Below are 22,226 nucleotides of genomic sequence, written 5' to 3'. Positions count from 1 at the left end.
GAAATTCTGAAGGATTTTTTTTTGATATTACCATCTCCAATCGCCTGAAATACGAAGTGGAGTTTTTAAATTTCCTTTGATTAAAGCTTCTTTTATTTCAAGTTCAGACCAATGATTAGAAGGTATTTGATCAAGATTACTTAATTGGTATAACAAATAGGTTTCTAAAATGACATTATTTTTTAAGCCAACTTCTTCTACATAATCAAACGTATCACAATTGGCGTGATAACAATCTAAAGCACCTTTTGTAAATTGGCTATCTGACAAACCTATAATTGGCACACCTTGTAACATAAAAGGCTGATGATCCGAATGTAAACCGATACTTACATATGTACTCGATTTAAAATCTGGAATTACTTTTTGGACATCTTTCGCATATGCTGATAAAATTGGCAAACTGCTTTCCATTGTCGAATAATAGGATTTTGGATTAGTTGTCATGTCCATATTTGACATCACTTTTATTTGATGAATTGAACCATCTTTCATTGCTTGATTCACATAATGTTTAGAACCAATCAATCCAACTTCTTCTCCCATAAATAGAACAAACTCTATTGTTCGCTCATTTTTCAATTGAAGTTTTTTGAACGTTCTTGCTACATCAATCACAGAAAAACTTCCCACTCCATTATCTATAGCTCCCGTAGCTAAATCCCAACTATCTAAATGACCTCCTAAAACAATTTTTTCGTCTGGATATTTAGTTCCAATTTTCGTGGCAATAATGTTGCGACCTTTCATTTGTCCAACATCATTTTTCATTTCTATTTTTGCAACTTCCTTTCCTTTCTTTAAATTTTCTTTGATTTTCAATCCGGCTTCTAAACTGATATTAAGTGCAGGAATCTTGATAATTTCTCCCGTAACCGAAGCAGTACCTGTTAATAAAATTTCTCCTGGAGCACGATTAAACAAAATAATTCCTTTTGCTCCATATTTTTCTGCTAAAGCAGTTTTTTCGGAGCGATGCAGATTCTCAACTTCTTTTGGTGTCCCTTCTAATAAACCAAGTGCAGCGAAAACAATTTTACCTTTTACTTGATCACCAATTTGTTTGTAATCGTCTTGTAGACCATTCCCCAAATCAATCAATTCACCAGAAAGTTTGACTTTTGCAGGCGAATGTGCTAACGCAACCGCTTCGATTGATTGATGATTAACTTTAAGATCTAAACTCTTACGATTCCACCCATTAAAAGTAAACTCTTGAAAAACAACATCATAACCATAAGAACGCAATAAATTTGCAGCATATTCTTCTGCTTTCTTTCCATTTTCTGTTCCTGTTGCACGATGCCCAATCGTTTCGGTTGCTTTTTTTAATTGTTGATAAGCCTCCGAATTTTGTTTTACTTCGTTATTTATCAACGTTAAAATTTGTTCATTCGTTTGAGCTGATAAACTCATAGTTGCAGTAATTAAGCCAAGTGAGAATAATAATTTCGATTTCATGTGTGAGTATTTCCATAAACTTAAAAATGTTTTGGAAAATAATTGATAAAAATTAACTAAAATTTTTATTTTATTTTGAAAGATAGATCATTACTTCCACAATAATTTCAATTCAACTTTATACTGTCCAGCATAAGGTTTTGCATTTGTAGGCTTTTCTGAAATAGAAAATTGATAAACACCACGTGCAGGTAAATCGAAAATCGTTTCTTTTCCGAAAGGTCCTCCTTTTATAGAATCTGCAGGTCCTTTGATATGATTAATACGAATATTAGCCATTGAATCTTGTGCTGATACTTTAATCCAAACTTTTTTGGCTGAATCCGAATTAAACGTAAATGTATTCGTTTGTCCCGCTACTTTAGTAGGTTCTGCATTTGCTTTTGCATAACTAATAACCAAATCTTCGGTTGTATTATTGCGACTTAACGGAACAATTTTATCCGTATTTGAAATAGTTTTTCGGCTCGGTTTTTCAACTATTTTATTAGAGGTTTTTAGAGTTTTTTCTTCCTCTTTCATCACATCCTCTACAATTGGTTTATCTTGTTTAGCTAAATCCTTGTATGCCGAATCAATCCCTATTTTGCTTGGATAAATTGTCGGCGTAGATTTGTCCTCACAACTATAAAAACACAATAAAGTAATAAAAGCAATAAAATTCCATTTCATAACAGCAAAATTCTGTTGTAAAAGTAACTATTTTAACTGCAATTTCAAGGTATAATTTCCTTCAAAAGGATCTCCTTGCATTAAACTTTCTCCAATTCTAATTTGGTACAAACCTTTTTCTGTCAAATCATAATTGATTTCTTTTCCAAAAGGTCCATCACTTTCGTTATTAGGTGAAATAATTTGGTTGATTCGAATATTTGCTTGATTATTTTGTGGAATAATTTGAATAAATACTGATTGAGAAGAATCATTACGAAAACTAAATATTTGATTTTCATTTGCATGTTTTTCTATCTCAAAATCGCCTTTTCCATTCATAAGTTTTAATTCTGAATGATCTGAAATTTCTGGAATTCTTAATGCAATTTCTTTTACAAAAGAACTGTTTTTTACTTCTTTCTGGGCAGATTGTCCCACTTTAATAGATTCATTTTTAGTCATGCAATAAAAAACAATAGCAGCAATAGCTAATGATAGGAGGATAATAGGAGTATATTTTTTCATTATTGTAAATTTGTATTTTAACGAATTACAAATTCTGAACCAAACTTATGTTGTTTTACGAAAATAATGGAGACGGAAAAGCAATTGTCTTTTTACATGGTTTTTTAGAAAATCATAAAATATGGAATCGATTAAAAAATGATTTGATAGAACATTTCCAAATCATTACAATTGATTTACCCGGTCATGGAAATTCTGAAAACATTGGTGAAGTGAACACTATGGAAGAAATGGCAGAAGAAGTGATTGCTGTTTTAGATGAGCTAAAAATTGAACAAGCAACTTTTGTTGGGCATTCGATGGGTGGTTATGTAACTTGTGCTTTGGCTGAACTTTTTCCTGAACGAACAGAGAATATCGTTTTGATTAATTCTTCTACATTAGCGGATGATGAAGCTAAGAAAAATCAACGATTGAAAGCATGTAATACAGCGAAAAGAAATTTTAACACATTGGTTAATTTTAGTATGCCCTCTTTATTTGCCGCTCATCATCGAGATAAATTTAGAGAGGATTTAAAATTTGTAAAAGAAATAGCTTTAACAACCTCTATCGAAGGTGTTTGTGCGGCTTTGAAAGGAATGCAAGAGCGACCAGATCGTTCTTCAATTTTATACGATTTTAAAGGTGAAATTTATATTATGGTCGGTTTACATGATGAAACAGTTAATCCTGAACTATTTCTAACACGAATACCTGATTTACCAACTATTCATCTTTCTAAATTAGATGGTGGACACATGGCTTTTATCGAAAATTATGAAGAGGTTTTATCACTCTTAAAATCAATTTAGCGTTTTCGCATAAAAAACTCTTTTATCAATTGGCTACATTCATCTTCCATAACTCCAGCTACGATTTCAGTTTTTGGATGTAGCTCTCCAATCTTTGCTTTAAAACCTCTTTTATCATCAGAAGCACCATACACAACTTTCGAGATTTGACTCCAATACAAAGCGCCACCACACATCACACAAGGTTCTAAAGTAACGTATAAAGTACAATCTTGTAAATATTTTCCACCCAAATAATTCGCTGCAGAAGTTATCGCTTGCATTTCGGCATGAGCCGTAACATCAGTTAACGTTTCGGTTAAATTATGTGCTTTTGCTATAATTTTATTGTTGCAAACAATGACAGCTCCAACTGGAATTTCGTCTCTTTCGAAAGCTGTTACAGCTTCGTTAAAGGCTATTCGCATAAAATATTCGTCGGTAAAAAGATTCTCCATTTGATAAAATTTAAACGCAAAATTAATCATTTCCAACTTGGATATTCGATACATTTGCACAAATTGAAGACTCCAATTATGAATCAATCAAAATATATCATCGCAGCCATTATAACTTACTTTATTTGGGGCTTTTTTAGTTTTGGTTTAAAACCTATTGCGGATTATCCTCCTTTGGACATTCTATTTTTTAGATTATACGTTTCGGTTTTCTTTTTAGTGCTAATAAACGTTGGTTTTAGACGAAATAAAATGAAAGCTGACTGGAATTTGTTCAAATCTTTTGACAAAAAGAAACAAAAAAAATTAGGAAGCTTAATTGTTGGTGGTTCTGTAATTTTAATGACTAATTGGTTGATGTTTATCATCGTGATGAATCATATTAGTGTACAAGCAGCCTCGCTTTCTTACTTGGTTTGTCCAATTATAACCACCGTATTAGCTTTTATCATTCTGAAAGAACATTTGACCAAAATAAAATGGATTGCTGTTGGAATTAGTCTTTTAGCGTGCTTAATCCTTTCTATAGGTCATTTATTAGACTTAGTTTATAGTTTAATTGTAGCTTGTACTTTTGCATTATATATTATTATTCAACGAAGTTTGAATATTTTCGATAGTTTCAATCTTTTAATGACCCAATTATTAATCGTTGCAATTTTGATGTTGCCGTTGGTTTTCATTTTTTCAGGACCCATTCCCACCGAAACAATTTTTTACCAATGCATTCTGATGATTGTTGTGTTATTCACAATTATTCCTATGTTCTTGAATAATTTTGCTTTGAAAGGAATCGATTCCTCTACGGTCGGCATTTTAATTTACTTGAATCCAATTATGAATTTCGCTTTGGCAATTTTTTATTATAATGAAGTTGTATCTTCAATGCAAATGATTGGTTATAGTCTAATTCTTTTAGCAATTATCGTTTTCAATTCGAAAACAATTTTTAAATTAAAAAACATAAAAAAATCCGAAGCTTAGCTTTCGGATTTTTTTATTACTGTAAAGAAGTAACTATTTGATGTAAACAGAATTTGGTCCAACACCTGTTGTAATCGCTGGATGCTTAAGACCTCCTTGCGCATTCTGAATTAACAAACGACCACTTGATTTGAAATCTTTTGCATCTAAAATATAGAACGTATCGCCTTCTACATTAAATCCATACACATTATCTGCACCTGTAATATAGTCTGCTTTTGTTGGTAAATTTGTTGCATTTAAAGCCATTGAATAAACAGAATTATTCAAAATATAATACAATTTATTATTTTTCGCAACCAAGAAATCTGGATGTTCTCCTTCAGGGAAATTCATTTCTAATTTGTCTTCACTTGCAAGATTGTATCGAACTAATTTCCCTTTTGATGGTGTCCCCCAAGAAACACCTTGCGAAAGCACATATAAATTTCCGTTCTGAATCGTTAAATCAGTCGGAACTTCTCCAACATTAACTGTTTTTCTATCTGATGTTTTAAGGTCAATAATTGAAACTGTTTTACCAATTCCCCAACCTCCTTTTTGTGCAACGTACAATTTTCCATTTTCAAGAATCATCTTTTCTGGACCTTCATCCACCGAATATTTTGCAACAAAAGATAAATCACTCATCTTATATTTTGCAATAAAATCATCAGTAGAAACAGCTGGATCTCCCCAATTAGAAATATACAAGAAATCATTATCAGCAACCACGTAACGAGGATTGTTCATTGTTGAAGAAGAAGGAATCGTATTTACCTTTTTAAACGTTGTATGATCAACAATTTCTACTTTATTCGATGCATTAACAACGATATATGCTTTATTTCCTTTAAAAAAAATACTTTGTCCAACTGATCCTAATTGAGCCCCTGCATTTGCAGTTTTGAAAATATCTTGAATTGGATTGGTTGTACTTACATCTTTAGTTGGATCAAAATAAGTAATATCCGAATTAGACGAGTTCATATTTCCTTCGTTCAAAACAAAAACTCCCTTCGAATAGTTCCCATTTTCAGGGTCGTTGCTTGGTCCATCATCATCATTCGAACACGATTGTAAAAAAACTCCGGCTAAAGCGATAAACGCAATAGATTTAAATTTTATCATAGTTTTAAAATTTTATTTGTATTTGTAAAGTATAATTTGTGCCTGGTTGCCAACGGTTTTCTTGTGTTTGGTAATGTTGATTAAACACATTATTCACTCTAATAAAAACGCTATAAAGTGGTGAAATCGTATAACTTAGCCCTAAATTAGTTACCCAAAAATTATCAATTATTTTTTCTTCTTCCGAATCAGAAAAGACTTTACTTGTGTAACTGTTTTGAACAAACGCAGATAACTGTTTGTACGTATATTGTGCACTTGACGTCCATTTGTGACGAGGCGAATACATTAGTTCTTTGTTTTTCGATTTATCTTTTGTTCTTGTGAATCCGTAAGTTGTATTAAATGTAAAAGCATTCCATTTGTAATCTCCTATCAATTCAAAACCATAGGTTTCGGCTCGGTTAACATTTCGAGGAATCCAATACGAAGAGTTCGATTGACTCGGAATCCATTGAATCATATCACTCAATTTATTGTAAAAAATATTGGTTTGAATGTTTAAATTTTTACTGATAAAATCATTCCCAATTTCGAATTGATAAGCCGATTCTGATTTCAAATCTGGATTTCCTCCCGTTTTCCAAAATAAATCATTGTAGGTTGGATTTCTGAAATTTTTCGAAATATTTCCTCTTAATTGATAGGAATTGATAGGACGATAATTGAAGCCTAAAGAATAAATAAAAGGATTTTGATATTGGTTAGAAAAATCTTGGCGAATACTCGCTTCATACGCAAAATGATCCGATAATTTATGTTTTGCAATCAACGCAAAATTGAGCGAATTTTGATCACTTTTGCTCAAATTATTTCCACTTCCTTGATTATAATTTGCTTCGGATGAAATCGCTACTTCAAAATTAGATGTCAATTGATGATTCAAATAATATTTCAATACATAATTATCAACCTCTAAATCGTCAGAATATGTATGGTGAATGTTGTTGAAAAAACTACTTTCTTCTCTTACATAAGCCAACTTTAATTGCGATTGCCACGTTTCAGTTGGATTAAAATTCCATTCCGTCATCACACGATAATCGTTATTGTCGTAACCCGAAGGCGTAGAACCTATATCAACCAATGGAAATTCTCGGCTACCAAAATTAAACATCGAATATAGTTTTAATTCATTTTTCGAATCGATTTTATACCCAAAATTGGCATTTATCGTATTGAAATAATATTTTCCGTTTAAGTTCTTCTTCATAAAATTTGGAATCGAATAATCGTTATCCGATTGACTTCTTACATAAGCTAAAGAAGAACTTAATTTTTCTGTACTATAGTTGAGTTTATATTTTCCAGACCATGTATCAAAACTTCCATAACCCAAACTTATTTTTTGATTAAGACCTTTATTGTATTCAGTCTTATTCAGCAAGTGAATTGTTCCACCTATTGCCCCTGTTCCATATGCGATACTTCCGCCACCAGGTTTTACAATCATTCCGTCAAAAGAATTGCTCGTAAATAAATTAAAATCAGTTTGTCCAGTTGTTTGCGAATTAACATTAATTCCATTCCAAACAACAGCGGTGTGCGAAGCCAAAGTTCCACGAAAAGAGGGAGAAGAAACCATTCCTCTACCATTTTCTTTAAAATACAGCGGTGTTTGCGCTTGCAAAACTTGGGTAAGTTGATTCGGATTTTGCTCTAAAATACTATCATTGAGTTTGATTACACTTTGCGATTTATAATGATTTTTGAGAAAAACATCATTCATAATCAAAGGCTTCAAACTGATGGTATCTGTCTGTGCGAAAGCAATTCCTGCAATCAAATTAAAACAAAGAAAAAAATTTTTCATATTAAAAAGCTGTTTTTCCTCCGAAAACATTTTCTATTCATTCGTTATCAATGGCAGGTTTCCTGACTTGTTCTCACTTTTTATATCCTTCCCGATTTCTCAGTGGATTTGTAGTAAAAAGATAGGGAGAATTTACAGTTGCGGGGACAGTTTTGGAATTGAACCAAATTCCCTTTTAACTCACTCGTTGAGCACCATTTTGTGCAAATGTAAAGAAAAGTGCTTGAAATATGAATACGTGATTGTTAAATCATTAACTTTAAATTAATAAAAGAATGATTTTATTTGTATACCAAGCAAATTCATTATATCTAGTGATTTTTATAAGAAAATTGAAAACTAAATTTGTAACACATTAAATTATAACTAAAAACTTAAAACAATGGAAAATAATCAACCATACAAATCTGAAAAAAAACTTGTCGCTGGAATTTTAGGAATTTTAGTGGGATACTTAGGTATTCATAAATTCTATTTAGGCTATACAAAAGAAGGAATCATCCAAATTATTGCAACATTTGTAACATTTGGTTTTGCAGGAATTATTCCATTTATTGAAGGAATTATGTATCTATTAAAATCTGATGAAGAATTTGATAATACCTATATAAAAGGACACAAAGGTTGGTTCTAAATTCAAAAAAAAATAATTCTTTTTTAAATATTTTATATCCCAAATTATCATTCGATTTATTGGGATTTTTTATTGAATAAATTCGTTTTAAATAATTCACAAGTTTTTTATTACATTTGCTTTAGGAAAAAATATAATAAAAGAACGAAATCGCATAAAATGGCTATAAAAACATTTAGAGAAGTAATCGCAGAGGCAATGAGTGAAGAAATGCGTCGCGATGAATCTGTATTTTTAATTGGAGAAGAAGTAGCAGAGTATAACGGTGCCTACAAAGCTTCGAAAGGAATGTTAGACGAATTTGGTCCAGAACGTGTAATAGATGCACCAATCGCAGAAGCTGGTTTTTCTGGTATTGCAATTGGTTCTACAATGACAGGATGCCGTCCAATCGTAGAATACATGACGTTCAACTTTTCATTAGTATGTATTGACCAAATTATCAATAACGCCGCTAAAATTTATCAAATGTCAGGAGGGCAATTTAACTGTCCAATTGTATTTAGAGGACCTACTGCTTCTGCAGGACAATTAGGTGCAACGCATTCACAAGCTTTTGAAAATTGGTATGCCAATGTACCAGGTCTTAAAGTGGTTGTCCCTTCTAATCCTTATGATGCAAAAGGGTTATTAAAATCTGCAATTCGTGACAACGATCCAGTTATTTTTATGGAATCTGAACAGATGTATGGAGATAAAATGGAAATGCCAGATGAAGAGTACACAATCGAAATTGGTAAAGCAGAAATCAAACGAGAAGGAACAGACGTAACATTGGTTTCTTTCGGTAAAATTATTAAGCAAGCTTATATTGCTGCTGATGAATTAGCAAAAGAAGGAATTAGTGTAGAAGTTATTGACTTGCGTACAGTTCGTCCATTAGATTATGATACGATTTTCAAATCGGTGAAGAAAACAAATCGTTTGGTTGTTTTAGAAGAAGCATGGCCTTTCGCTTCAGTTGCTTCAGAAATTACCTATATGGTTCAACAAAAAGCATTCGATTATTTAGATGCGCCGATCAAACGTATTACAACTAAAGATACCTCAGCACCTTACGCTCCTAACTTGTACGAATCTTGGATTCCAAATGCAAAAGATGTTATTGAAGCTGTAAAATCAGTTATGTATAAATAATATTAAGATTATCAACTATATTTGTAAAGTCTAGCATACATTTTGCTAGGCTTTATTTTTTTTAACCAAATCTCATAAATGAAAAGTTATATAACAGCTTTTTTTATAGTTGTTCTAGCCTCTCTACAGGCACAAGTAAAAATTCAAGGTAAAGTAATAGATGCTGAAACCTTGAAGCCAATTCCTTATGCAGATATTCGATTACCTGAACTAAAGGTTAGTGCAACATCAAATTCTGATGGTACATTTTATATCGAATCTACTTCTAATGCAGAAAAAATAGTCATTTCGAAAAGTGGTTATGAAATTTCGGATTATATCATCGAAAATAAAATCGATTATAATTTCATTGCGCAATTATTTTTAGCGGAAGAAGAAGGACAAGAAATTGATAATAATCAATCAGTTGATTTACAAGAAGCTGTTGTTTCGGCAAAGAAAAAGCGTCTTAAAAAGAAAGAAAACCCTGCCTACGCTATTTTAAGAGAGGTTTGGAAACGTAAAAAGAAAAACGGTTTAAAGCTAACGCCACATTATCAATATGATGAATATGAGAAGTTGCAATTTGATATCAGCAATATCGACTCAAGTTTTATGAAGCGTAAGATTTTCAAAGGAATGGAATTTGTATTTGAAAAAATTGATACATCTTCTATTAATGGAAAAACATATTTACCCGCTTTTCTGAATGAATCAATTTATAAAATAGCTGGTATCAATCAACCTTCTACAAAAGAGCGTCGCGAATTAATTGCCAATAAAACATCTGGATTCGAGAACAATGAAATTGTAGCATCAACAGTAAAAAATCTTTTCCGTGATGTAGATATTTACCATAATCGAGTTAATATTTTAGATATCAAATTTGTGAGTCCCATTGCCACTGATGGTTTTGCTGTGTACGATTATGAACTGAAAGATACTGTAGACGTTGACGGTGTAGAATCTTATCGAATCAAATATTATCCACGTCGAGAAGGTGAACTAACGTTCAAAGGTGAATTATTTATTTCGAAAGATGCTTACGCAGTAAAAGAAGTTGTGATGGAAACGACGAAAGAAATCAATGTAAATTTTGTACGCAATATTTTCATGAATCTGCAATACGACATTCCAAACGACTCTATTTTCTATCCAAAGAAAGAATATGCGATGTTAGACATGTCTTTGTTGAGTAAAAAGGAAAGTGCAAAAGGAATTTTTGCGCATAAAACGGTTAATTATTACAACTACGATTTCAATACAACGCATCCCGAAGCATATTATTACGAAAGATTAGATCCTGCAAAAGCTTCTTTAAACGAAAAAGATAATCAATTTTGGGCAGAAAGTCGTCCTGAGACTTTAACAAAAGATCAAGAAGGAATTTACGAAACATTAGAACAATTAAATAAAGTTCCAAAATTTAATAATATTGTAAAAGCTATTGAAGTTCTTGGTTCTGGTTATTACAATGTCGGAAATGCGATTGATATTGGAAATTTATATTCGTCTTTTGGATATAACCAAATCGAAGGTTTTCGATTAAGAGCTGGTGCTCGTACTTATTTTTCGCAAAATGATATGTGGCGTGCACAAGGATTTATGGCCTATGGTTTTGGAGATAATAAATTCAAATACGGAGCCGATTTCCGTTATATGTTTAACAAATACAATCGTTTTCAAGTCGGAATTGGAACAAAGCGAGATGTAGAACAGTTGGCTGCTTCTTTAACCTCATCTGATGGAATTATGACGCGTAGTTTTGCTTCTTCATCTATTATTAATCAAGGAGACAATACTTTTTTGAGTAATAATAATTTGACAAACATCTATACTTCGATAGAGCCATGGAAAAACGTTACATTTCGTGTTGATGGAAATTATCAACTGATAAAGCCTGCGGATGCGCAACAATTTTCGATAGCTTACGAAAAGAATGGTCAACTAAAAGAAACCTTGACAAACTCAAGTGTGAGTGTTTCGATTATTGCTCGTCCAGGTGCTAAATATTCGCAATATGGAATTGATCGTTACGAAATGACTACACTTGCACCAACGTTGATGTTACGTTACACAAAAGGTTTAAAAGGTGTCATCAATTCAGATTTTGAATACGATAAATTACAATTCTTATATACACAACCTATTTTGATTGGATCATTTGGTAAATCGTTGGTAACAGTAGAAGCAGGAAAAACATTTCAAGGTGTTCCACTCTCATTAATGAGTGCAATTCCCGGTAATGAAAGTTATGGACAAGTGTATGGAACGTTTTCTCAGTTAGATTATTATGAATTTGTAACTGATCAATATGCGACAATGAACTGGGAGCACCACTTTAATGGTTGGATTTTGAACAAAGTTCCCTTAATCAAAAAATTAAAATTAAGAGAAGTTGGCTTCTTACGTGCAGCATACGGAGATATTTCCGAAAAAAGTAAAGCAATCAATCATTCGACAATAGAATACTTTGCACCTAATCAACAAATCTACTATGAATACGGGTTTGGAATCGAAAACATTGGTTTTGGAAACATTAGACCTATTCGAGTTGATTTTAATTGGCGTGGAAATTATAATAATTTGCCAGATGTTCGTAAATTTGGCGTCACAATCGGTTTAGATTGGAATTTTTAGAGAATAAATAATAAAAAAAGAATATTACAATGACTTTTGATGCAATTATAGAAATCCCAAGAGGATCTCGTAATAAATACGAAATGGATCACGAAACAGGAAGAATTCGTTTTGATCGCGTTTTGTATTCACCAATGTTTTACCCAGCAGACTACGGATTTGTTGAAAATACTTTAGCATTGGATGGTGACCCAATTGATGTATTAGTTTTCTTAACTGAGCCAACTGTACCAGGTTGTGTTATCGAAGTTAAAACAATTGGTGTTTTAAACATGTCTGACGATAAAGGTCGTGACGAAAAATTAATTTGTGTACCAGTTGCTGATCCAACTTGGAACCAATTAGAAAGTTTAGATGATATGAACCCTCATACATTAAAAGCGGTTGAGCATTTCTTCAAAACTTACAAAGATTTAGAAAATAAAACTTGTATCGTAGAAGGATATGGTGATAAAGCGCAAGCTGAACAATTATTACAAGAAGCAAAAGATCGTTTCGTTCCTGCTCACTAAGAAATAAATTATTATTTTCATATCAATAGTTCTCATTTTTTGAGGACTATTTTATTTTGAACTATTTTATTGATAAATAATTTCAAAAATCGCTTTTTCTTTCTAATTTCATTCCTAATTAATACTTAGTGAAATTATGAAGAAATCTTTTACACTTTCCTTAGCGCTGCTTGGGCAGATGATTTTTGCTCAATATGCTACACCAAACGATGGAAAAACATACCGTATTGCTGATCTTGATGCTTTAACAGATGTCATCACTTTCGATCAAACAACAAATCGTTATGAATTAACAGATGATTTAACGATTTCTGTAAATGACACATTTTTATCTGATACAGACTATACCTTAGTTATTGCTGATGGGAAACTTATAACCATTGCCGGAACAATAGATGTTAATGCGCCAAAAGAAGTGTTGTTTACATCCGACAATCCAGGAACTACTTATTTTAAAGGAATTCGAATAGAAGAAGGTGCAACTGCCAGTTTCAATCATTTCAAAATGGTTTATGGTGGAGGAATTCGTTCTCTAAACGAATCTTTTATCATGAACAACTCTGAAATTTCTTATCAATATGGTGGAATTTCTACCGGAGGAGCAATTAATTTTTCTCGTGGAAATCCTATCATTAAGAACTCAACGTTCAAATTCAATAAAACTCCCGTTGTCGGTTCAGGAGCCAATCAATCTGTTTCTTTAACGTTTGAAAATAATCATTTAGAAGGCAACAATCAAGACAATTCTAATCGTCCTCAAATTAATATGGGACCAAGTGGCAACAATCCTACGATTATTCGTGGAAATACAATTATTGGAGATCGAGAAAAAACTCGAGTTGGAGGAATTTCCGTTTCAAGTTTATTAGGTGTAACGAACGAAGCAATTATCGAAAATAATACAATTCGCGACAACCGATATGGAATTACCATTTCTGGAGGAAACTCGAAAGGAAAAATCATCGGAAATATTCTCGAAGATAATAATACAGAAACAAATCCTACGAACGGTGGAAGCGGAATTTCAATTTATCTTGCTTCAAATCCTACAACAAATGTCATTGATATTTTCGACAATCAAATTCGTGGAAGTTTATGGGGAATTACGAATATCGAGAAAGGTGCTTTTATCAACTTAGGTACTGCTGAACGCCCTGGTAATAATATTTTCTCGAACAATGGAAATGGCGGAATTAATTATGCTTTATACAATAATTCTGTCAACGATGTGTCTGCAGTTGGAAATTGCTGGATAGAAAATCAAAAATCATCGGAACAACAAGTAGAAAATGTTATTGTTCACCAAAAAGATGATCCGACTTTAGGATTGGTAGATTATTCTGATTTCTTGTGTAGTAATTTAGCAACTTCCGAAGTGAATTCTAAGAAATTTTCTCTTTATCCAAATCCAACCAACGGCAACTTTACTATTGATACAAAAGAAAAATCACCTTATCAAATTTTTGATGTAAATGGTAAATTAATTCATCAAGGTGAATTAAAAATAGGACAAAATTCTATTCAGACCAATTTACCAAAAGGAGTTTATATTTTTAAAACGAATCAAACTTCTTCTAAAATTATTGTGAAGTAATTTGATTTAAATGTTAAAAAGGATATTGTTGCAAAATAATATCCTTTTTACTTATAATAGATGATATAATTTAATGAATAATTTTTTAAAATATCTTGTTTTATCATTTCTGAATTAATTTCAACATACAAATCAACTGCTTGTTTCGTTTTTATCAAATCAAAATATCCATTTCCTTCAGGACAAAAAGGATTTTCGTAAGAAGTTTCCACACCAATAAAATAGTTTTTTGCTTCTGAAATATTGAGTTTTAAATGAACTGGAAAAATATATTTTCCTTGACAATCTTTATCAACTTCGAACCATTTTTCACCAATCAAACTTTGTTTATGACCAATCGATTGTAGAATTATTGGTTTAAAATAATAAAATTCGTTGCAATAATTCTTCTTTATGACTTTTGATTCGAACAAAATCTCAATTGCGACAATCTCAATTTCCTTTTCTTTTGGTAGCAATAAATTTGAAAATATTTTAAGACCAAAACTTGTGTTATCAGTCAATCGTTCCACTTTTTTAAACTTTGGTCGAAACTGTTTGTAATTGGAATAATTGATCACCTCAACTTGATTGAGATTAATCGTATCCAATTGTTGAGCAAAACTCAACGTAGAAAGTAAAAAGAAAATGATGAATTTCATTATATAAAAATAAAAAAGTCTGAAACTAAATTCAGACTTATAGTTATATTATTACTCGATTATATCAAGTTCAAAACTTGTTCTAAGTCTTCTAATAAATCATCTATATCTTCGATACCAACAGACAAACGAATTAAATCATCTGTGATACCAATTTCCGCACGTTTTTCTGCTGGAATAGATGCATGTGTCATTGTTGCAGGGTGATTTGCCAACGATTCTACTCCTCCTAATGATTCTGCTAAAGTGAAAACTTTCAAATTTTCTAAGATTTTGAACGCATCTTCTTTTTTTCCAGAAGTTAATGTAAATGTGACCATTCCACCGAAATCTTTCATTTGTTTTTTGGCAATTTCGTGCTGTGGATGATTTTCTAATCCTGGATAATACGTATGCGCAACTTTTGGATGAGCTTCTAAAAATCGAGCCACTTTCATTCCATTAGAACAATGACGATCCATACGAACAGCCAATGTTTTGATTCCGCGAAGAACTAAATAAGAGTCTTGTGGGCCTAAAATTCCACCCGTTGCAAATAAATTGAAGTGAACATCTGTTGCTAATTGCTCCGAATTAACGATGATTGCTCCAGCCACTAAATCAGAATGACCTCCTAAATATTTTGTTGCTGAATGCATCACAATATCAGCACCTAACTCGATAGGACGTTGCAAATATGGAGACGCAAATGTGTTATCAACCGCAACTAAAACATCTGCTTTTTTTGCTTTTGACGCATCATTTACCGCTTTGATATCAACTACCTTCATCAATGGATTTGTTGGTGTTTCAATCCAAACCATTTTTGTGTTATCATTGATCAACGCGACAACAGCCTCAACATTTGTCATATCTACGAAATGGAATTTCAATCCAAATTTCTCGTAAACACGCGTAAATAAACGGTAAGAACCACCATATAAATCGTCCATTGCGATAATTTCATCACCTGGTTTGAATAATTTCAACACGCCATCAATTGCTGCTAAACCAGAACCAAAGGCAAAACCTGCAACCCCACCTTCGATAGAAGCTAATGCATTTTCTAAAGCAGTACGAGTAGGGTTTGCACCACGAGAATATTCGTAACCTTTATAATCTCCAGGTGAACGTTGTGCAAAAGTTGATGTCTGATAAATTGGAGTCATTACGGCTCCTGTAGATGGATCGTGTTGTTGACCACCGTGTATAGCTTTTGTATTGAATTTCATTGTGAATGTTTTTACTATAGCAAATATATGGAGTTTTCTTTATTCTCTGTTTTAAAGATTTGTTAGAAATTATTTCCGGAGATTTAACTAAACAATTCATGTAAAACTTGTAATGATTTTGGTTTCTTAAAATTATTGGTATGAATTTGATAATATTTCACCAAAATTTCGAGCAATAAAGAACGTTGTGATTGGTTAAATATATTTTTTGAATCTGCTGTAAAATTAAGTTCTAATAGTTTTTTGAACAAAACGGTTTCATCTGCTTTCAACATGTTGATGGATGAATTGGAATTTGTAAAAAAACCATTTTCTAAATCGAATAGATTTCCGTCTAATTCTAAATTGGGATAAAACCCTAAAAAATGTGTCAATTGAATCAAAAAAATCAAATGAAAATCTGCAAAATCTTCTTTTTTTTGATCAAATTCTTTTAGTGAATGTTCGATATATAGGTATAAATCTGGGTTATCGGTTTCTTCTTTCAACACTAAATTTAGAATTTCAGCCAAGAAAAAAACAATCGCCGATTTGATTGGATGAAAATGCAAGGTTTCGTAATAATAGGAAGTTTGAGCCGATTTTAAGAAAACCAATTGTTGTTCACTTGATTTGGGTTGAAAACTAAGATCTATTTCTGCAAGTGGAAAATACAAAGATGTATTTCGCTTCTTTTTAGAGAAAACGCCTTTTGCTATAAATGATTTTAAGCCAAAATTTTGGGTATAACAACGAATTATTAAACTCGTGTCACCATATTTTATACTTGAAAGGACGACTGCTTTGGTCTCTAAAATTTTCATTATCTAACAACTGCAAGTTTCAATGTTTTAGTTTCGGTACCATCTGCATTTGTCATCAAAACTAAGTAAATTCCAGAAGCTACTGGTTTTCCTTTCGAATTATTTGTATTCCATTCTATCACTCCTCCATCTGCTTTTTTCTCAAAAAGTAAATTTCCAACAATATCTGTAATTTTAACTAAAGCTCTATTTGGAAGATTTTTAATTGTAATATTCCCTGTATATTCTGGACGATACGGATTTGGATATGCAATTGCATCATTAAAGTTATTGGTTTCCGTCGAAACATCACCATTATAAGAAACCACACCTTTTTCGGTTGCAAAAAATACCTTTCCTGTGGTTTCATCAATCGAAACATCGTACACTATATCAGAAGGTAAAGGCGAATTTTTAGAGGTGAAATGTAGTTTTGTTTCTTCTCCACTCTCCGAAACATAATATACACCTGCTCCATTTGTTGCAATCCATTTTCTGTTTGCATTATCAACTTTTATGGAATAAATACCCACATCTGTTAATAAAGCTTCTGGAATTCCATCTTGAATAATTACGATTGGTTCTACATTAACTGTATTATTTTTTACAGAATCGTCAGCACTATAAAGCACTACCAATCCTTGTCCTGTTCCTATCCAAAGATTATTTGTCTTATCATTTGCTATAGCTAAAACATTGTTTATTGGCAATTTGCTATTGGAAGTATTGATTGATTGAACTTTACCCAAATTTTTATCAAAAACAATTATTCCTCCATTTCTTGCAACGGGATAATAAACATATGAATCAGTAACACTAGGAGATAAAGCAACAGATTCATTCCCACTTTCTGGTCCGTACGTTATCCAAGAGTTATTTGTTCTTTTAGCATAAAATGTAACTTTCCAATCCTGCGAAAAATTACTAGGAAAAGATGCTCCAATATATAAATCGCCTAACGCATCAAATTTTACACCTGAAATTCTAGAACCTGGTATTTCTGTATTTAAAATCAACTTATACTCATCTCTACAATTAGATAAATTTGTTGAAAAATCTGTGTTGAATTCAAACAATCTTGTATTATTATCTACTTTATTAAAAGAACCTATAACAAAGTTTTTATCGTTGGTAGGATTAACAGATACAGTAGTAATGTCTCTTGCTGTTCCTAAACATTCGCTTGAAAAATGATTCCATTTTTTTCCATTGTACATAGAAAATCCATCTTCATTTTGAATCGGAGCTGTATATCCTTCTGTTCCTCCTGGTGCAATCCATACTTTGCCATTTTTTGTTGTAACCGACCAAGCTTTATTGTTAAATGGTCCATCGGGATAAAATTCTTCAAGATTAGATAAATTAATAATTCCATGATTTACTGAACCTCCATAAACAATATTATCAATTGAAATTGCAGTATTAAAATTAATTTCAGATTTAGAATAATCACCACTTCCTAAAACAGATATCTGATTATTTTGAGTAATGATTAATTTTTCATTTGATAATTTTAAATCTTCAATAAAATTAAAAGCTTCAGAAACAGGAGTTCCAGAAATTGTTTTTAATTCATTTTCTACTGAATAATAAATCTCTTTTTCAAACAATTCTATATTTGAAACATTTTGATTCAAATTTTGAACAGTCCACAAATTAATATTTGGATTATTTAATTTCTTTGAAGTTAATTCACTTGAAAAAATCCCTTTTGATGTAGCAATATAAAGTTTGTTATTTAAAATTGTTGCATCATTTACAACTATATTTAAAATCGTTACATCATCTATTTTTGCAGAATTTGTACGCGTAGTTTCTTTAAATTCTTCATCTTTTAAATCATAAGAAACAATACCGAAAGCACCAGAAATAAACGCAATTCCATCATTAATTAAAATATGGTTTACTTTTTTATCGCCACTAAAGCCATTCCATTTGATATCCAAAACCATTGTCGATTCACCAGATCTCAATAAATCTAATCCTCCATTTTCATAACCTACTAAAAACGAATCTGACTCTTTATCATAAGCCATTGCAGAAACTCCCACATTATTCAAAAAATTGGTTTTATTCAACTTAATCCAATCATTTGTTGGATTTTTAGGATTAAATAAGAATATCCCGTTTTCGGTACCACAATAAATTACACCATTTACTTCTTCCAACAATTTTACATTGCTGTAAGAAAAAAGATCGTTCCAACGCGCTTTATCATTTTGAGCGTTTAAACTTGTGAAAATCATGGTGATGAAAATGAACAATTTTGTCTTCATAATGCACAAAAATACTGTAATTTATAACAAAATAATTGGTTAAAAATTGTATTTATTATTACAATAAATCATAAAACTTCCCTGGAAGTGTAGAAATAATTTGTTTCAACTCCAAATCTAACAACAAAGGCATTAACTCATACGATTTCATATTCAAGTCAAAAGACATTTTATCGATGTGTTGCTTTCCATTTTTTTTCAAGTAATTTACAATCACTTTTTCATCATCCGAAATTTCAATAAATAGATCTATTTGTTTTGATTTTTTCTGTGAATTGAAATTAAAATAATCAATAATATCTTTCGAGTTTTCCACTAAATAAGCTTGATGAGATTTAATCAAATAATTACATCCAACACTCAATGCATCTGTTGTTTTTCCAGGTAAAGCAAACACTTCTCGATTGTATTCATTTGCGAATTTAGCGGTTACTAAACTTCCTCCTTTAAAAGCTGATTCTACTACTATTGTAATATCGGACAATCCTGCAATGATACGATTTCGTTGAAGAAATGATTCAGGAGCGCCAGCTTTAAAACTTGGTTGTTCAGTAATCCAACCTCCTTTTTGTAACATTTCTACTGCAATCATCTTGTGAGCTGCAGGATAAATTCGTTCGAAATTAGTTCCCATCACTGACCAAGTTACCAACTTATTTTTAAGTGCATTTGTATGCGCTTCTATATCGCAACCATACGCCAATCCACTAACAATAGTTACATCAAAATCTGCTAAACCTTCAATTAATTCAGTAATAAAACCTCGTCCATAATTGGTCATTTTTCGAGTTCCAACGATTGAAATCTTTTTATTATTAAAATGATTGAACTCTAAATTTCCTTTACAAAAAAGTACCAAAGGCGCATCAATACACTCTTTTAACAGCTGTGGATAGGTATCGTCGTAAAAAGTTAAAATACGAATATGATTATTTTCACAATATTCGATTTCGTTAAAAGCCAATTCTAACCATTTTTTTTGACCAAAATCTTTGCTTATTTGCTGACCAATTCCCGAAATTTGCATCAAATCTTTTGGTTTACAATTCCAAGCAGCTTCTGCCGAACCAAAAAATTGAATAATTTTTCGGGCTGTGATATCGCCAATTCTTTTCTGAAAAGAAAGTGCTAAAATATAAGGTAAATCGGTTTTCATTTTGTTAAATTATTAATATTAAACCAACTAAGTAGTATTTTAAGTATTTATTTTTTTGCAGAATTTAAAAAAAATGTTAATTTCGTAGTATGAGGTTAGAAGAGCATATAAGTCAATTATTATTTCAGCACGATTGTGTAATCGTTCCGAACTTTGGTGCGTTTATTTCAAATGCAGCGTCTGTAGCATTCGACGAGAAAACGAATACTTTTATTCCACCAAGAAAAGAACTTTCTTTCAATTCGACTTTAACAAAAAGTGATGGAGTTTTGGTGAATAAAATTGTACAAGATGAACCCATGTCTTTTGAAAATGCGCAAACATTTTTGAATGAACAGGTTTATTTTTGGCAAGAACATTTGAAAAATGGGAAAATTCTAACCTTACAAAATATTGGCTCATTAAAATTTAATGAAGCAGGAAAAATTGACTTCAAACCAGAAAATGCTCAAAATTATTTCGTTGCCGCTTATGGGCTTTCAAATCTACAAGCCAATTACATTTTAGATTCATCTAAAGCTAAAACATCAAACAAACACATGTCTAAATTTTTAGCAGCAGCCTCTATAATTCCTATTATAGTTGGTGGCTTTCTATATTTTAATACGCCGCAACCTGTACAAAAATTTGTAAATAAACAATGGAGCGGTTTAGTTTTGCCAATGATTGGCCAAAATGAAACAAAACAAACTGAAAAAGTTTCTGTGCAATATGACGTTTATAATATGCCACAAACGATTACTGAACCTTCTTTAGTCGAATATCAAATTGCTGAAACAGTAACAAAAACAGATACAATTGAAACACCAAAAAAAGTTGAAATTACAGTTGTAAAAGAAACTAAACTGAATGAAACGGATAAGGAAATAACTGCAATTGTAAAAGAAAAACCTTCATCAAAAGAAATCGTTAAAACTGAAACAAAAAAAATAACGAAGATTGAATCACCAAAAAAAGAAGATGTAAAAAATGTTGATAAAAAAGATAGTACAACAAAATCAACTGTAAAAACTTCAAATAAAAAATACCAAGTTATCGCTGCTTCTTTGAAAAGGCAAGAAGATGCAGATAGATTGTTGGGCGAATTGAAAAAACAAGGTTACAAAAATGCTGAAATCAACTATGTAAAAGGTCGCTATTACTATGTTACATACAATAGCTTTAATAATATAGATGATGCACAAAAATATATGAATGATGTAAATAAAAAGTCGCCCGGAACATGGGTTAGAACTGAAAATTAATTTACCTTTTAAAATACCATCAATAAAATAAGCTATCCACAGGATAGCTTATTTTATTGATGGTATAAAGAAACTCGTTTATTTTATTGAAATTTGCAAACAACAAACAAAAGTTTATGGCGAAAGCAAAAACAGCAAAAGAATCATTAGCTGTAATGACAAATTTGGTTTTACCAAATGAAACCAACAATTTAGGAAATATGTTCGGAGGTGAATTGTTAGCTTCTATGGACCGAATTTCATCAATCTCTGCAAAAATGCATGGTGGAAGTTTCTTAGTTGTAACTGCAAGTGTGAACCATGTTGCATTCAATATTCCTATACCTATGGGAAGTACAATAAAATTAGAATCTAAAGTTACACGAGCATTCAATTCTTCGATGGAAGTGTATGTCGATGTTTATGTATACGATTACGAAAACTGTATTTACAACCAAACAAATAGTGGAATTTACACTTTTGTCGCAGTTGATAACGACAATAAACCTGTAAAAGTACCTGAATTAATTCCTGAAACTGAACAAGAAATTGAACGTTACGAAGCAGCTTTGCGTCGTAAACAATTAAGTTTAATTTTAGCAGGACGTATGCAACCTGCGGATGCGCTTGAATTGAAATCACTATTTATAACAGAATAATTAC

At 31.5% G+C, this 22,226-nt stretch carries 20 protein-coding genes and 1 riboswitch; of the genes, 9 read left to right on the top strand and 11 right to left on the bottom strand.

Going from position 1 to position 22,226, the window contains the following annotated elements; genetic code table 11:
• Positions 1 to 27 precede the first annotated feature (27 nt).
• The 3 genes from IF125_RS02695 to IF125_RS02685 all read right to left on the bottom strand — a co-directional run bounded on the left by IF125_RS02695 (position 28) and on the right by IF125_RS02685 (position 2,640).
• Positions 28 to 1,461 carry a M28 family peptidase gene (locus IF125_RS02695; protein ID WP_225541423.1) on the bottom strand — a complete coding sequence of 478 codons (1,434 nt, stop codon included), beginning with the start codon at positions 1,459 to 1,461 and terminating at the stop codon, positions 28 to 30.
• A 90-nt stretch (positions 1,462 to 1,551) separates the two neighbouring features.
• Positions 1,552 to 2,133: a hypothetical protein gene (locus IF125_RS02690; RefSeq protein ID WP_225541422.1), complete on the bottom strand. Its 582-nt coding sequence runs from the start codon at positions 2,131 to 2,133 to the stop codon at positions 1,552 to 1,554.
• 27 nt (positions 2,134 to 2,160) lie between these two features.
• On the bottom strand, positions 2,161 to 2,640 hold the full coding sequence (locus IF125_RS02685) for a hypothetical protein (RefSeq protein ID WP_225541421.1): 480 nt from the start codon (positions 2,638 to 2,640) through the stop codon (positions 2,161 to 2,163).
• A 47-nt stretch (positions 2,641 to 2,687) separates the two neighbouring features.
• Between IF125_RS02685 and IF125_RS02680 the strand changes: the two genes are divergently transcribed.
• The gene (locus IF125_RS02680) at positions 2,688 to 3,434 is read left to right on the top strand and encodes an alpha/beta fold hydrolase (RefSeq protein WP_225539162.1); all 747 of its coding nucleotides are present in this window, start codon (positions 2,688 to 2,690) and stop codon (positions 3,432 to 3,434) included.
• On the opposite strand, the gene IF125_RS02675 is transcribed toward IF125_RS02680, so the two are convergent.
• On the bottom strand, positions 3,431 to 3,871 hold the full coding sequence (locus IF125_RS02675) for a nucleoside deaminase (protein WP_188319328.1): 441 nt from the start codon (positions 3,869 to 3,871) through the stop codon (positions 3,431 to 3,433). The two genes, IF125_RS02680 and IF125_RS02675, sit on opposite strands and share 4 nt — an antisense overlap.
• A gap of 78 nt (positions 3,872 to 3,949) precedes the next feature.
• Here IF125_RS02675 and IF125_RS02670 point away from each other — a divergent pair, with 78 nt between their 5' ends.
• Positions 3,950 to 4,855, top strand: a complete 906-nt coding sequence (locus tag IF125_RS02670; protein ID WP_225541420.1) for an EamA family transporter — start codon at positions 3,950 to 3,952, stop codon at positions 4,853 to 4,855.
• A 33-nt stretch (positions 4,856 to 4,888) separates the two neighbouring features.
• Here the strand turns inward: IF125_RS02670 and IF125_RS02665 are convergent, their stop codons facing one another.
• Together IF125_RS02665 and IF125_RS02660 are read right to left on the bottom strand one after the other, a co-directional pair.
• On the bottom strand, positions 4,889 to 5,965 hold the full coding sequence (locus IF125_RS02665; RefSeq protein WP_225541419.1) for a DUF5074 domain-containing protein: 1,077 nt from the start codon (positions 5,963 to 5,965) through the stop codon (positions 4,889 to 4,891).
• A 4-nt stretch (positions 5,966 to 5,969) separates the two neighbouring features.
• Positions 5,970 to 7,778 (bottom strand): TonB-dependent receptor, encoded by a 1,809-nt coding sequence (locus IF125_RS02660; RefSeq protein WP_225541418.1) that lies wholly within the window; start codon positions 7,776 to 7,778, stop codon positions 5,970 to 5,972.
• A 35-nt stretch (positions 7,779 to 7,813) separates the two neighbouring features.
• Positions 7,814 to 7,992: riboswitch (cobalamin riboswitch) on the bottom strand.
• A 168-nt stretch (positions 7,993 to 8,160) separates the two neighbouring features.
• Between IF125_RS02660 and IF125_RS02655 the strand changes: the two genes are divergently transcribed.
• The 5 genes from IF125_RS02655 to IF125_RS02635 all read left to right on the top strand — a co-directional run bounded on the left by IF125_RS02655 (position 8,161) and on the right by IF125_RS02635 (position 14,274).
• Positions 8,161 to 8,412 carry a TM2 domain-containing protein gene (locus IF125_RS02655; RefSeq protein ID WP_225541417.1) on the top strand — a complete coding sequence of 84 codons (252 nt, stop codon included), beginning with the start codon at positions 8,161 to 8,163 and terminating at the stop codon, positions 8,410 to 8,412.
• 114 nt (positions 8,413 to 8,526) lie between these two features.
• Positions 8,527 to 9,549, top strand: coding sequence for a pyruvate dehydrogenase complex E1 component subunit beta (locus IF125_RS02650; RefSeq protein WP_225532424.1), 1,023 nt, complete (start codon positions 8,527 to 8,529; stop codon positions 9,547 to 9,549).
• Between the two features lie 78 nt (positions 9,550 to 9,627).
• Positions 9,628 to 12,168 (top strand): DUF5686 family protein, encoded by a 2,541-nt coding sequence (locus IF125_RS02645; protein WP_225541416.1) that lies wholly within the window; start codon positions 9,628 to 9,630, stop codon positions 12,166 to 12,168.
• 29 nt (positions 12,169 to 12,197) lie between these two features.
• Positions 12,198 to 12,680 carry an inorganic diphosphatase gene (locus IF125_RS02640; RefSeq protein WP_171623038.1) on the top strand — a complete coding sequence of 161 codons (483 nt, stop codon included), beginning with the start codon at positions 12,198 to 12,200 and terminating at the stop codon, positions 12,678 to 12,680.
• A 136-nt stretch (positions 12,681 to 12,816) separates the two neighbouring features.
• On the top strand, positions 12,817 to 14,274 hold the full coding sequence (locus IF125_RS02635) for a T9SS type A sorting domain-containing protein (RefSeq protein WP_225541415.1): 1,458 nt from the start codon (positions 12,817 to 12,819) through the stop codon (positions 14,272 to 14,274).
• 47 nt (positions 14,275 to 14,321) lie between these two features.
• Here the strand turns inward: IF125_RS02635 and IF125_RS02630 are convergent, their stop codons facing one another.
• The 5 genes from IF125_RS02630 to dprA form a co-directional block, all read right to left on the bottom strand.
• The gene (locus IF125_RS02630) at positions 14,322 to 14,915 is read right to left on the bottom strand and encodes a hypothetical protein (RefSeq protein ID WP_225541414.1); all 594 of its coding nucleotides are present in this window, start codon (positions 14,913 to 14,915) and stop codon (positions 14,322 to 14,324) included.
• Between the two features lie 59 nt (positions 14,916 to 14,974).
• Positions 14,975 to 16,126: a cystathionine gamma-synthase gene (locus IF125_RS02625; RefSeq protein WP_225541413.1), complete on the bottom strand. Its 1,152-nt coding sequence runs from the start codon at positions 16,124 to 16,126 to the stop codon at positions 14,975 to 14,977.
• Between the two features lie 83 nt (positions 16,127 to 16,209).
• Positions 16,210 to 16,929: a DNA repair protein RecO gene (recO, locus tag IF125_RS02620; protein ID WP_225539168.1), complete on the bottom strand. Its 720-nt coding sequence runs from the start codon at positions 16,927 to 16,929 to the stop codon at positions 16,210 to 16,212.
• Positions 16,929 to 19,184, bottom strand: coding sequence for a type IX secretion system anionic LPS delivery protein PorZ (gene porZ, locus IF125_RS02615; protein WP_225541412.1), 2,256 nt, complete (start codon positions 19,182 to 19,184; stop codon positions 16,929 to 16,931). Before porZ ends, recO begins: the two co-directional genes overlap by 1 nt.
• A gap of 58 nt (positions 19,185 to 19,242) precedes the next feature.
• Positions 19,243 to 20,340, bottom strand: a complete 1,098-nt coding sequence (gene dprA, locus IF125_RS02610) for a DNA-processing protein DprA (protein WP_225539170.1) — start codon at positions 20,338 to 20,340, stop codon at positions 19,243 to 19,245.
• A gap of 89 nt (positions 20,341 to 20,429) precedes the next feature.
• Here dprA and IF125_RS02605 point away from each other — a divergent pair, with 89 nt between their 5' ends.
• Positions 20,430 to 21,584 carry an HU domain-containing protein gene (locus IF125_RS02605; RefSeq protein WP_225541411.1) on the top strand — a complete coding sequence of 385 codons (1,155 nt, stop codon included), beginning with the start codon at positions 20,430 to 20,432 and terminating at the stop codon, positions 21,582 to 21,584.
• Between the two features lie 116 nt (positions 21,585 to 21,700).
• Positions 21,701 to 22,222, top strand: coding sequence for an acyl-CoA thioesterase (locus tag IF125_RS02600; RefSeq protein WP_171623030.1), 522 nt, complete (start codon positions 21,701 to 21,703; stop codon positions 22,220 to 22,222).
• The last annotated feature ends 4 nt before the right edge of the window (positions 22,223 to 22,226 follow it).

It is taken from the genome of Empedobacter stercoris, assembly GCF_020281205.1.
GTDB lineage: Bacteria > Bacteroidota > Bacteroidia > Flavobacteriales > Weeksellaceae > Empedobacter > Empedobacter stercoris.
Note: the sequence above shows the minus strand (reverse complement) of the source record. Positions and strands in the feature narration are given on the sequence as shown.